The 12,616-nt window shown below is 61.1% G+C and carries 10 protein-coding genes and 1 pseudogene; 2 read left to right on the top strand and 9 right to left on the bottom strand.

The features are described from left to right. The 4 genes and pseudogenes from QZ540_RS01180 to clpS all read right to left on the bottom strand — a co-directional run. Positions 1-131: pseudogene (locus QZ540_RS01180) on the bottom strand (MBL fold metallo-hydrolase); the annotation flags it as partial. Continuing rightward, positions 122-1,177, bottom strand: a complete 1,056-nt coding sequence (gene murI / locus QZ540_RS01175) for a glutamate racemase (protein ID WP_294627092.1) — start codon at positions 1,175-1,177, stop codon at positions 122-124. The pseudogene QZ540_RS01180 and the gene murI, both read right to left, overlap by 10 nt. 154 nt (positions 1,178-1,331) lie before the next feature. Continuing rightward, the gene (locus QZ540_RS01170; protein WP_294627090.1) at positions 1,332-1,952 is read right to left on the bottom strand and encodes a DUF2017 domain-containing protein; all 621 of its coding nucleotides are present in this window, start codon (positions 1,950-1,952) and stop codon (positions 1,332-1,334) included. After that, positions 1,952-2,272 carry an ATP-dependent Clp protease adapter ClpS gene (clpS, locus tag QZ540_RS01165; RefSeq protein WP_294627088.1) on the bottom strand — a complete coding sequence of 107 codons (321 nt, stop codon included), beginning with the start codon at positions 2,270-2,272 and terminating at the stop codon, positions 1,952-1,954. Before clpS ends, QZ540_RS01170 begins: the two co-directional genes overlap by 1 nt. A 217-nt stretch (positions 2,273-2,489) precedes the next feature. Between clpS and QZ540_RS01160 the strand changes: the two genes are divergently transcribed. Next, complete coding sequence (locus QZ540_RS01160; protein WP_294627086.1) at positions 2,490-3,788, top strand: nicotinate phosphoribosyltransferase; 1,299 nt, start codon at positions 2,490-2,492, stop codon at positions 3,786-3,788. Between the two features lie 73 nt (positions 3,789-3,861). After that, positions 3,862-4,488: an isochorismatase family protein gene (locus QZ540_RS01155; protein WP_070830534.1), complete on the top strand. Its 627-nt coding sequence runs from the start codon at positions 3,862-3,864 to the stop codon at positions 4,486-4,488. Positions 4,489-4,678: 190 nt separating this feature from the next. On the opposite strand, the gene QZ540_RS01150 is transcribed toward QZ540_RS01155, so the two are convergent. The 5 genes from QZ540_RS01150 to QZ540_RS01130 all read right to left on the bottom strand — a co-directional run bounded on the left by QZ540_RS01150 (position 4,679) and on the right by QZ540_RS01130 (position 12,352). Then, positions 4,679-6,049 (bottom strand): hypothetical protein, encoded by a 1,371-nt coding sequence (locus QZ540_RS01150; RefSeq protein ID WP_294627084.1) that lies wholly within the window; start codon positions 6,047-6,049, stop codon positions 4,679-4,681. A gap of 270 nt (positions 6,050-6,319) precedes the next feature. Further along, positions 6,320-7,711, bottom strand: coding sequence for a transcriptional initiation protein Tat (locus QZ540_RS01145; protein ID WP_294627082.1), 1,392 nt, complete (start codon positions 7,709-7,711; stop codon positions 6,320-6,322). A 467-nt stretch (positions 7,712-8,178) separates the two neighbouring features. Next, the gene (locus QZ540_RS01140) at positions 8,179-9,606 is read right to left on the bottom strand and encodes a transcriptional initiation protein Tat (RefSeq protein ID WP_294627080.1); all 1,428 of its coding nucleotides are present in this window, start codon (positions 9,604-9,606) and stop codon (positions 8,179-8,181) included. A gap of 318 nt (positions 9,607-9,924) precedes the next feature. Then, positions 9,925-11,712 carry a DEAD/DEAH box helicase gene (locus QZ540_RS01135; protein ID WP_294627078.1) on the bottom strand — a complete coding sequence of 596 codons (1,788 nt, stop codon included), beginning with the start codon at positions 11,710-11,712 and terminating at the stop codon, positions 9,925-9,927. A gap of 340 nt (positions 11,713-12,052) precedes the next feature. Next, positions 12,053-12,352: a DUF3039 domain-containing protein gene (locus QZ540_RS01130; RefSeq protein WP_005506434.1), complete on the bottom strand. Its 300-nt coding sequence runs from the start codon at positions 12,350-12,352 to the stop codon at positions 12,053-12,055. Positions 12,353-12,616 lie beyond the last annotated feature (264 nt).

Raw genomic sequence — 12,616 nt, 5'->3', positions numbered from 1 at the left:
GAGCCGTTGCCCATGTCCATGATGATGCGCCAGGTTCGACCCGCGAAGTCCGTGGCGGTGAGCATGTAGCAACTAGCCGGTGAGACGGGGCCGGGAAAGGAACCCGTGCAACCGATAACGGTTAGACGCATGAGGAGTCGTCCTTAGTGGTGGTGCCGGAAAATTCAGTGCCTGCGGTAGCCTCCGCTACCTGGTCGGATTCTGCCTCGTCATCACCGAGGTTAATGTTGCGGTGTGCCGCGAGCATTTCGGGGGTGATGGCGGCAAGCGAGCCGGTCGGGTAACGTTCAGCCACGGAGCTGGTGTGGCGCACGTTGGTGACCTCGGGGCCGAGGAATCGGCGCGCCAGGTGCGAGAACGTTTCAGATTCGCCGGTGGCGAGGAATTCGTGGTGCGGGTTTGCCTCGGGGACCGGGCTTTCAATGGCGTGGTTGAGCAGTTCGCGGTACACGTCCTTCGCGGTCTCATCAGCGGAGGACACCAGGGTGACGTCCTCACCCATGATGTAGGAAATCACGCCGGTCAGCAGCGGGTAGTGGGTACAACCGAGCACGAGGGTGTCCACGCCGGCGTCCTTGAGCGGCTGCAGGTACTCGCGGGCGGTCTCCAGCAGCTCGGGGCCGGAGGTAATGCCCTTCTCCACGAACTCCACGAAGCGCGGGCACGCCACCGAGTACACCTCAAGGTTCGGGGTAATCGCGAAAGTGTCCTCGTAGGCGCGGGAGGTGACGGTCGCCTCGGTCGCAATCACGCCGATTTTGCGGTTGCGGGTTGCGGCGAGCGCGCGGCGGGCGGCGGGCTGGATCACCTCGATGACGGGGATACCGTACTGGCGGGTGTAGCGTTCGCGGGCGTCGCGGAGCACCGCTGCGGAGGCGGTGTTACAGGCGATGACAAGCATTTTCACGCCAGAGTCGACGAGTTCATCCATAATGCGCAGTGCGTTGGCGCGTACTTCTGCGATTTTGAGGGGGCCGTAGGGGCCGTGCGCGGTGTCGCCGACGTAGATGATGCGTTCGTGAGGCAGCTGGTCCATGATGGCGCGTGCCACGGTGAGTCCGCCGACGCCGGAGTCGAAGACGCCAATGGGCGCTGCGGCGGTGGGGCCTACGGGCGCGGGGCTTCCCCAGGGGGTGCGGGCACGGTAGGGATTTGTTGCGTCGATGCTGTCACTCATGTGTCACCTACACTTCGTTATCGGTTGGGTACCACGTTCTATGCTAACTCGCTAAGGTTACCCTTTTAGTTCGTTCGGCGGTTAGATGAGTCGAGAACCACCATTATGTGGTTGTATATGACGGTAGTTTGAGGGGTAATTCGAAAAATTCGTTCTATTCTTGCTCGTCTGCCCCGCCAGATACCCCGCCGGGCTCCTCGGTCTCTTCATCGTCCAGGCCGTCGAGCATGGCAAGCATGAGCGAGTCCTGAACCCAAGAGACGAAGTTGTACACCACAGCCATGTACTCTTCCTGGGTTTCGATTTCGGAGGGGTCGGTGAACGCCGCAATATCTTCGGCGGTGTCTTCGTCCACGATATAGAGGCGGTCTGCAAGCACCAGTCGAATATCGCCGAGCGCGGCAGCCCAGGCGCGGGCGTGCTCCTCGTTCAGGCGCAGGTCGCTGGATTCAATGTCGAAGGCGAGCATCGCCAGGTTCGCGCGCTTGGTTTCGCGCAGGTCGCGTTCGGTGTAGCGGCGGTACTCGGTGGCAGCCTCGTCGTCACTGCTTGCGGCGGGAAGCAGGCGCGCCACGGCGCTGTCGGCGGGGATGGTGGGGTTTTCGGTGATGCCGACCAGCGCCTCCAGCGGGTCGACGGTGCCGCCGTCGGCGGTGGTATCTGCCGGGCGTAGCAGCGCGCGCACGTCTTCGGCGAGTTCGCGGATCAGGTCGCGTTCGGCGGGTTCGAAGGAGGCGGTGTAGCCTCCGGGGGTGCGGCGGAAGGGCCGTGCCATTAGTTTTCTACTTTCTCGAAGGTTGCCAGCAGACCCCAGGCGTGCATTGCCTGGGTGTGTTTTTCGGCGTCTTCGCGGGAGCCGGTGAAGACGATTGCCTTGCCGTTGTGGTGCACCTGCAACATGAGTTCTTCGGCGCGGGCGCGGGAGTAGCCGAAGTGACTGCGGAAGACGTAGGACACGTAGGTCATGAGGTTGACGGGGTCGTTCCAGACGATGACATTCCAGGGGGTGTCTGTGGCGAGGATGTTCTCCAGGGCGGTGTCGAGGTCGGTGTCCTCGAGGGTTCCGGTGGAGAGGGTCACGGCGGTAGTGTTCATTGGTTTCCTTTGCGGCCGGTTCCCTTTGATTATACGGGCGGGTATGTGTTGCCCCTGTGTTCGTCCTATGCCGCTGCGGTGTTCATCCTGCGTTGCTCCCGCACAGAGTGCTGGTAATTTGTCATACTACAGCACTTAGAGTCAAGAATACTTTATGTAGTGATTGACACGCCGAATTAATAGGAAAAATACCCTAATCCCCCACTACAATAAACACATGGCTACTACCTCCCTTCTCACCGACCACTACGAACTGACCATGCTCCAGGCGGCACTCGCCTCCGGCGCAGCCAACCGTAAGTGCACCTTCGAAGTCTTCACCCGCCGTCTGCCCGCAGGCCGCCGCTACGGCGTCCTCGCAGGCACCGGCCGATTCCTCGAAGGCCTCGCAAACTTCCGATTCAACGACGAAGAACTCTCCTTCCTCTCCTCCCGCAACATCGTCAACAAAGAAACCCTCTCCTACCTCGAATCCTTCACCTTCAGCGGCAACATCCGCGGCTACGCAGAAGGCGAAGCATTCTTCCCCCACTCCCCCGTCTTGCAGGTCGAAGGCACCTTCGCCGAGGCATGCGTCCTCGAAACCTACCTGCTGTCCATCCTGAACTTTGACTCCGCCGTGGCGAGTGCCGCCTCCCGAATGAGCGCCGCCGCAGGCAACCGTCCCTGCCTCGAAATGGGTTCGCGCCGCGCCCACGAACGCGCCGCTGTTTCTGCCGCACGCGCCGCCGTCATTGCGGGCTTCGCGGGCACCTCCAACCTGGAGGCAGGTCTGCGCTACGGTCTGCACACCATCGGCACCAGCGCCCACGCCTTCACCCTGCTGCATGACAGCGAGCGTGAAGCATTCGAGGCGCAGCTGCGTTCCCTCGGTGCCCGCACCACCCTGCTCGTCGACACCTACAACGTGGACGATGCAGTCCGCCTCGGCGTGGAACTCGCCGGCGAAGAGCTCGGCGGCGTGCGCCTGGACTCCGGCGACCTGGTCGCCACCGCGGCTCGCGTGCGTGAACTGCTCGATTCGCTCGGCAACACCCACACCAAGATCACCGTCACCAGCGACCTGGACGAGTACGCTATTGCCTCCCTCGCGGCAGCGCCCGTGGACTCTTACGGCGTGGGTACCAAGCTGGTCACCGGCTCCGGTGCGCCGACCTCCTCCATGGTGTACAAGGTTGTTGAGCGCGAGAACTCCGCCGGCGAAATGCAGCCGGTTGCCAAGGCTTCGGCTGGTAAGGCATCCATCGGTGGTGCGAAGCGTGCCGCCCGCCGCCTCAACGGCATGGGCATCGCTACCGCCGAGGTTCTGGGCACCCACGAGGACCCGAACCTGCTTGAGGACACCCGCCCGCTCATGGTGGACTTCGTCCGCAACGGCGAACTGATCCCTGGCTTCACCGGTGAGGAAGGCGTGCGCCGCGCGACCGCCCGCCACGCAGCCTCCCTGGCGGAGCTTCCCGAAGCTGCCCGCCGCCTCTCGGAGGGTGAGCCGATCATTCCGACCGAGTTCATCTAAACCACCCTTCTGAGATACTGTTTTCACCTGGCGAACCAGAGTGAAAACTCATTCCTACTTGTAAAGGACAGACATGTCTAAGGCACTGATTATTGTTGACGTGCAGAACGATTTCTGCGCCGGCGGCGCCCTCGCCACCGAGCGCGGTGCAGACGTTGCCGCACTGATTAGCGAATACGTGGAGAACAACCACCACCGCTACGACGCGATTGTCGCAACCCAGGACTGGCACATTGAGCCGGGTTCGCACTTCTCGGAAACCCCCGACTACGTTGATTCCTGGCCGGTGCACTGCGTGGCCAAGAGCGAAGGCGCGCAGATTCACGAGAACCTGGACACCGACTACATTGAGGCGTACTTCCGTAAGGGTCGCTTCGAGGCAGCGTACTCGGGTTTTGAGGGTCTTCTCGCCCCCGAGGATGAGGTCGCAACCGGCGAGCACGAGCCTGGTGCGGATGCGTCCGAGGATGGCCCGCAGACTCCCCTGTCGGAGTGGCTGGATGAGCGCGGCATCGAGTTCGTCGATGTTGTCGGTATCGCCACCGATTATTGCGTGTTTGCAACCGCTCGTGATGCGGTCGATGCAGGCTACGAGACTCGCGTGCTCATTGACCTGACCGCACCCGTGCACGAAGACAAGCTCGACGACGTGGTTGCCGAGCTTGAAGATGAGGGCGTTGAGGTGGTTGAGGTTCTCTAACCCCCACCAGTTCTGCCGGTGACTCGCTATCTAGGCGGGCGCTGAATACCGGGCGCTGAATATACAGGGGCGGGGAGCCTGGGATAGTACATCCCAGGCTCCCCGCCTCTTAGCGTGCCCATGCCCTAGCCTGCATTCAACTAGCTGGGCGAAAAGGCCCAAAGGTCAGGCGTATTGGCGACTGAGCCGCTTACTTGAAGCGAACCTCCGCCATACCGTTCACACGCACGTTCGGGCCGACCGGCGCCTCCTTAGTGCCAACGATTGCGCCGTTGCGCACGCTGGGTGCCAGGTATGAGCCGCCAGCGCCACCGGCGCCGCCCTGCTGAACGTAGCCGACCGCACGGCGCGGGTTCTTCGGGTTGTTGCACCACTGCTGCGAAATAATGATTGCCGAAACCGCGTTCGCCGCACCGGAACCGCCACCGCCGTAGCCTGCGCCGCCGCCAGCAGAAACCACGGTCTGGTAGCCGAAGAAGTTCTTGCTGATGGTGATGCTGGTGGTTCGTGCGGTTGCGGTGCCGGTCAGGTTCGCGGGGTCGTTCTTGTCGTACTGGTAGGCGTACGCACCCACGCCGTCCGCACCGTTTGCGTTGAAGCCGTTACCGCCGGTTGCACCCGCGTTGCTGGTGCTGTGGATGACCTGCTTGTTCTGGGAACCGAAGCCGACCAGACCGTGGTCGCCGGTGGGCAGGCTATTGGGGATAGCACCCATGCCACCTCGACCGCCGGAGCCACCCGTGCCGGGGGTTGCGATGATCTGCAGGTTCGCCTCGACGCTGTAGGCGTCGCTTGCGGCGGCGCCCTCGTAGCCCATGGCGGATTCTGCGTTGCCGCCGGAGCCGCCGCGCACCCATTCCAGGCCGCAGACCGGGCTGATGGCGTAGCTTGAGCCGGGCAGCGGTGCGGTGGAGCTGGAGTTACGCACGTGTCCGCCGCCGCCACCTGCTGCGATAGCAACCACGGTGCCGTTGACCAGCAGCGCGGAGGAGCCACCTCCGGATGCGGCGTAGATGCTGCGCTTGAAGTGGGTGTGGGGTGCGCCGTCGCCAGCGGTGGGGTTGCCGTAGGTGCGGGGGTTTGCCGCGTCGATAATAGCCTTCGGACCTGCGGGAACGGTGACCTGAGCGGCGGAGGAGCCGCCCTTGCCGTAGCCTTCACCGCCGGTTGCGGGCTTGGATTCGTTCCAGCTTGCGCCGTTGCGGGTGACGCGCTCGAGCACTCCGATGCCGCCTGCCGCGGCGACGATTTCTACGGTTGCGCCGGGGGTGACGCTGACGGTGCCGGTGACCTTGGCGCCGCATCCGCCCTGACTGCGTGCCATGACGGTGCCGCCCGCGCCGCCGGTGAGGGTGAAGCTGAGTTCGCGTACGCCCGCCGGGACGGTGAAGGTCTTGACGGTCTTGCGGCCGTTTGCCTGGCCCTTGATGGTGTGGGAGGTGCCGGTCTGCGCGTTGTTGGCGGCGTAGGCTGGTACGGCTGCGGAGGCTGCGATGACGGGCAGTGCCCATGCCGCGCCGGTGAGAATGGCGCGGCGGGTGGGGTGTGGGTTGTGAGGCATGAGGTTTTCTTTCATGAGGGTTGAGGATGAAGATTGAGATGAGCGAATAATTTACACCTTTGTGCACTGAGTGCAATATTCATTTTCTAGAGTATAGACACCGAAAAACATTCTCAACTCGCCGCGCTATGACCTCGCTCAACCTCTCAGTAATCGGCTACCCAAGCCTCATGCACCCAGCGTTTCGGGGCGCAAAAACCGGGCGCGAAAAAGCCCGCGAGCACACACGCCCGCGGGCTTCCACCCCTCAATCTTCAGACGGCGCTAAAACTAGCCCTTAGTCTCGCAGAGGTACACCTTGGCCTCGCCATCATGGACGTTAATGCCACCCCTCATTGAGTTCATAGAGTTAGAGATTTCACCCTGAATAACGCGCGGCGACAGGTACGAACCACCCGCGCCACCGGCACCGGAGAACTGCAGGTAGCTCACGCTCTGGCGAATACCATCAGGGTTGTTATTCCACTTCTGAATGGTCGTAATAGCAGACAGCGCCAGCGCAGCACCCGAACCGCCGCCACCGTAGCCGCCACCACCGCCTCCGGACATCGCGAACTGGTAGCCGTTGAATTCAGCAGCGGTTTCCTCGGCGGAGAATTCGATGCGCTCGCCACCGGGCAGAGTCAGCACTTCAAGGTTCTTCGGGTCGTTATTGTCGAGCTGGTAGCTATAAGCGACAGCACCATTACCACCCTTAGCCTTAAAGCCGGAACCGCCAGCATTGCCTGCGGCCGAAGAGCTGTACAGCACCTGGTTATTCTGGCTGTCGTAGCTAAAAATACGGTTGGGGCTACCGGTCGGCACCTCAGGCTTAGCTGCGCCCGCGCCACCTGCACCGTTGTTTCCGCCCTTACCGCCGTCAACAGATACCTTAGTGTTCAGACTGTGGGTGTAGAACTGGGTGCCCGTGGTGGCGTCTCCACCGCGAGTGCTCAAACCGCTACCCGCAAAGCTGCGGATGGGACGAACAGTCGGATGGTAAAAATTCGTCACGCTCGCATCAAGAACAGCGGGGAAATGCTTAGCGTGAGGCGCTGAAGTGTAGGAGTAGGTGACGCCGCCGCCACCGCCACCGCCTGCAACAGCGATGACTTCTCCGTCAATCAGCAGTGCCGAGGCGCCGCCGCCGGGGTGTCCATAAACCTCAACGGTGCCCTTAGGACCGTCTTCAAGTTCCCTCCAGTTGAGGGCGCCCGGGTGGCGCTTGATCACTTCAGCCACCACTTCGGCAGGCATGGTGAATCGGGGTGCGTCGCCGCCGTCGCCGTAGCCACGCCCGCCTCGTCCGGGTCCACCAGTCACAAGATTGCCCCGCCGATGGTAGTTATCTCCAGAACCGCCGCCAGCAATGACACGAACCGTCTGTCCCGGCTTCACTTCAACGATTCCGGTGGTTCGGGCGCCCGAGCCGCTTTCGTGGCCAGTGTCGCTGACTCCGCCACCACCAAAAATATCGAAGCGGATCCTATACACGTTAGCGGGGACGGTGAATTCCTCTTCTACACGATAGTCACTATATCCCCTCAAGAACTTGTGGGGACTGTCAGCAAAGACGCAGTCCAGGGATGCAGCGAACGCGGGAACAGCAGCCGAGGTGGCAATGACGGGGGCAGCCCACGCGGCACCCGCAACGACCCTGCGGCGAGAAATATGAGTAGACATCAATGTCCTTCGGTGTGGTTAGTTCAGGTGCCCGCTCCCCTACCGTGCACAGGGCGGCAGGCTGTGCCGGGCTGATGACTCCCCGGAGGTGGGGCCATCAGGTGCTACGCTACCGCCTCAGCCGTAAAGCGGAAAATGTGGTGCTTCAGGTGTGCGTGGTTGGGAAACGGTGACCTGGTGTTTCTCTATATGTGCACCGCTCATGCACTCAGCACTGCCCTTTTATTCATACTGGCCGGTGTCTAAGAACGGGGAGGTATCCGTGCCGAAGATTGCGTTCGGTGCCGGATATCGTCTCCTCTTCTACCCTACAGGTATAAGGCTCTAGTTGAGGGTCATGTCTGCTTATGCGACCAAATATTACGGGCACGCGAAAAGCCCCGCGAGCGCATACACGCTCGCGGGGCTTCAAGCCAAGAACTGCTACCGGTAGTAGCTAGTTCAATATGCGCTTAAGCAATATCAAATTACTTTCCGGTCTGGCAAAGGAATACCTTCACGATACCATTATGAGAGTACGTTGCCCCACTGAATGCCTCATCGGAAGTGGCGTTATTGGAGTTAGAGATCTCCCCCTCCATCACCTGCGGCGCCAGGTAGGAACCGCCCGCACCACCCGAGCCAGCCAGCTGCACATAGCTGATGCTCTGGCGAATGCCCTTCGGGTTATTATTCCACTTCTGGGCAATCGTAATAGACGATTGCGACAGCGCCGCACCGGATCCGCCGCCTCCGTAGCCACCGCCGCCACCGCCGGAGACGATAATCTGTGCACCATTAAAGTAGGGCGCGACTCCGTAATAGTGGATTTCTTTGCGAGTTCCATCGGGAAATTCAAGAACTTCTACGTCGTCCTGACGCCACCATGCCTTGTTATCATCCAGCTGGTAGCTCACCGACATTACGCCGTCGCCACCATTTCCTTGCAGACCATTGGTACCGGGGTTACCTGCCGTGGAGGAGCTATAAAGCACCTGATTATTCTGACTATCAAAGCTAAAGATGCTGTTGGGAGTACCGGTTAGCACGGTCGGCTTAGCACCACCGGCACCACCGATACCATTACCGCCACCCTTGCCACCTTCAACAGTCAGTTCAAGACTCAAATCCTGAGCATAGTATTCGTGGCCCTCGGTGGCGTCACCGCCACGAGCCCCGCCAGCAACACCAGCAGCGCTGTAAACGGGCGCGTGGGTCGGGTGCTCGGGGTCGGTCATGCGAACGTCCACAATATTGGGGAAATGATAATAATAAGGCTGTGTGGCATACGGTTGTCCGGAGGTAGATACGCCGCCGCCACCACCGGCAACGGCAATGACTTCACCATCGATCAGTAGCGCTGAGGAACCACCTCCAGAACATCCATAGATTTCTTCCATCGGCCAAGGGTTACGGCCATAGGACCATTGACTAGCCCAGACCCAGCGCTCATATACTTTATCCATAACATCGTTAGGGATTCTTACCTCAGGAGTCGAGCCTCCGTCACCGAATCCGTATCCACCCTTTACCGGAGCGGTTCGGTACCCGTCACCGTTGGGGTAGAACTGAGGGCCAAAGCTACCTCCACCCCCAGCAATAATTTTGACGGTCTGATTGGGCTCCACATTGACGATTCCGCTGACCTTGGCGCCGGATCCTCCGTCCAGGCCCTTCTCGTATCTTCCGCCTGCCCCGCCGGTTAGCTCAAAACGTAGCTTATGGGTGCCCGCTGGAATGGAAAATTCTTCCTCTACCCGATAAGAATTACTCTCCCCTCTAAAAGACGCGTAGGCGTTCTCAGCAAACGTACAGTCCAGGGACGAGGCAAAAACCGGCACTACTGATGAAGCCGCAATCACGGGGGTTGCCCAGGCGGCACCCTTCACGACCTTACGGCGAGAAATATGAGACATCACTGTCCTTCAACGGTTGGTGCAATCACTCCCCTGGCACGCTATCGGGGTGCGCGCCTTCCTGGGGTTGGTTGCATGGTGTTTCTTAGAGTTTTGATGACCCAGCATAGACCTACATGCTGCGCATCAATGGAAAGTCCCCTGAGCCCGGCGACCATGCCGTACGTTCTAAAGGCCTTTCCCCCACTAGGCTACACGTTCTGTCCCTGCACTGCCATGATTATGGCGCCTCAGACCAAACATTCTGCAATTTATGCACACAAAGCCCCGCGAGCGCATACACACTCGCGGGGCTTCTCTCTACGTTCTATTCACGTTCTAGCGTCGACCCACGAACCAGTCCGACAGCTTATCGATACGCGCCTGAATCTGCTCGGCAGAAGCCTGTGCGACCGCCGGGCCGCCACAAATCTTACGCAGCTCATTGTGAATCACGCCGTGCGGCTGACCCGAACGAATCGACCACGCCGCCACGTTCTTCGCTAGCTTATTGCGCAGCGCCTTCAGCTGGCGGTGATCCACCACCGAAGGTGCCGCAGTCGCCGGGCGGCGTGCCGCGTGTTCACGCTGATGCGCTCGCAACAGCGTACCGACCTGCTCGGCGTCCAGCAGGCCCGGAATACCCAGGAAGTCCTGCTCCTCCTCACTACCCACGGCAAGGTTGCCGGAGGCAAACTCGGCACCGTCGAAAAGCACGCCGTGGAAGGACGCCTCGGAGCCGAGCGCCTCGAACTTGCCGCGTGCCAGCTGCTCAGAGGCGCGCTCCTCGCGGTTCGCTTCCTCGAGCAGGTGGTCGTCCAGGCCCTCGACCATGGGGTCGATTTCCTGGGGCGCGCCGCGGTCGAGGGCGTGGTCGCGTTCTACTTCCATATCGTTGGCGAGCATCATCAGCTGCGGTACCGACGGCAGGAACACGGATGCGGTTTCGCCGCGCTTGCGGGCACGCACGAAACGGCCGATAGCCTGCGCGAAGAACAGCGGGGTGCTGGTGCTGGTGGCGTACACGCCCACGGCGAGGCGGGGTACGTCTACGCCCTCGGATACCATGCGCACGGCGACCATCCAGCGCTGCATGCCCTCACGGAATTCGTCGATTTTCGCGGAGGCTTCGCGGTCGTCCGAGAGGATCACGGCGGGGTATTCGCCGGTAATCTTCTGCAGCTGCTCGGCGTAGGCTTTGGCGTCCGCGTGGTCGGTTGCGATGACGAGCGCGCCGGCGTCGGGCACGGTGCGGCGCACCTCGGTCAGGCGCTTATCAGCTGCCGCGAGCACGGTCGGGATCCATTCGCCGTTGGGGTCGAGGGCGGTTCGCCACGCCTGGGAGGTGATGTCCTTGGTGAAACCCTCACCGAGGTTTGCCGCCATTTCCTCACCGGCGGAGGTACGCCAACGCATCTGGCCCGAGTACGCCATGAAGATGACGGGGCGCACCACGTGGTCCTTAAGCGCGGGACCGTAACCGTACGAGTAGTCTGCCTTGGAGCGGCGAATACCGTCGTTATCGACCTCGTAGGTGACGAACGGAATCGGGGAGGTATCCGAACGGAACGGGGTACCGGTCAGCGCCACGCGGCGGGTCGCGTCATCAAACGCTTCACGCAGGCCGTCGCCCCAGGAAAGCGAATCGCCGGCGTGGTGAATCTCGTCAAAAATGACGAGGGTCTTCGTCGCCTCGGTGTTGCGCGCGTGCAGCTGCGGTTTATTCGCCACCTGCGCGTAGGTCAGCGCCACGCCCTTGTAGTGGCGGCTGATGGTCACGTCCGCGTTCTTGAAGTTCGGGTCAATCGGAATACCGACCTTCGCGGCGGCGTCCGCCCACTGCTTTTTCAGGTGGTCGGTCGGCGCCACAACAATGAGCTGGCGGACCGTGCCGCGGTTGAACAGTTCCTTAGCGAGGGTCAGCGCGAAGGTGGTTTTACCCGCACCGGGGGTTGCAACTGCCATGAAGTCGCGGGGGTTCGTTTCGAAGTACTTCTGCATGGCTTCTGCCTGCCAGGCGCGCAGGCTGACGGAAGTACCCCAGGGGGCGCGGTCGGGGTATGCCGGGGAGAGCTTCGGCTTCACCATACTGTCGAATAGTGTGGGTTCCTCTGCGGGTGCGCTCATTCTCTCCTTCTTCCTCGTCTGCCTCTGCTGGTTCCCTCTGCCGACTCAGAGCTAGTTGCCTCAGCGCAGGCGCCTCTCCCCCGTTAGGAGGTGGTGCTCTGGTGTTCCTGATGTTCTGGTGTTTCTGGCGCTCTGGCGGTCCGGGCACAGCGAGGTTAAATTCTAGCACCACATCCGCGGGTTGTTGCCGGGCTGTGGTGCAAGAATTTGGCGCTAGTCAGCAAAGTCTCATGAGGCGTTTAGAGCCTTTTGTCTTCGCTGCTGAGCATGTTATTCAGATGTATTTATTCAGACGTATTGCCCAGGTTGTATTGTCTGAGGCGTATTTGTCTGGCGCGTATTATTCGCCGGAGCCGTTGTCGCCGTCGTTGCCGGGTGCGAGGCCTTCGTAGATTTCCTTGCACTGCGGGCAGACGGGGAACTTCTGCGGGTCGCGGCCGGGTACCCACATTTTGCCGCAGAGGGCACGCACGGGTTCACCGGTCAGTGCCGATTCGAGAATCTTTTCCTTGCGTACGTAGTGGGAGAAGCGCTCGTGGTCGCCGGGCTCGGACAGCTGGGTTTCTTCGCGTTCAAGCAGTGCGGTGCCGCCTGCGGTTCCGGGGCCAAAGGGGTCTTCGATGCCTTCGATCGAGCTCATGTTTCTCCTTGGTGATGAGGTGGGATACATAGGGTGCCGCCGCATGGGTGGGCGGTCGGTGCCTTATCTATTTTAGTAGCTATTGGGAGGTGCTGGACCCACGGGCGGTCAATACGGAGGCAGACCACAGCTCAGCCATAGACTCTTAGGTATTGCGGTGACCTTCTTTCCGCTAGAAGTCCGGGCGGCGCAGAAAAGGGGTTCCGCGCCAGGCTTAGTACCTAACACGGAACCCTTCTCTTTTATTCCTGATGCGCTGGAGCT

The sequence above is a fragment of the uncultured Rothia sp. genome (assembly GCF_916049665.1).
Lineage (GTDB): Bacteria > Actinomycetota > Actinomycetes > Actinomycetales > Micrococcaceae > Rothia.
The sequence above is the reverse complement of the archived record's forward strand: the minus strand, read 5'-3'. Positions and strand labels throughout refer to the sequence as shown.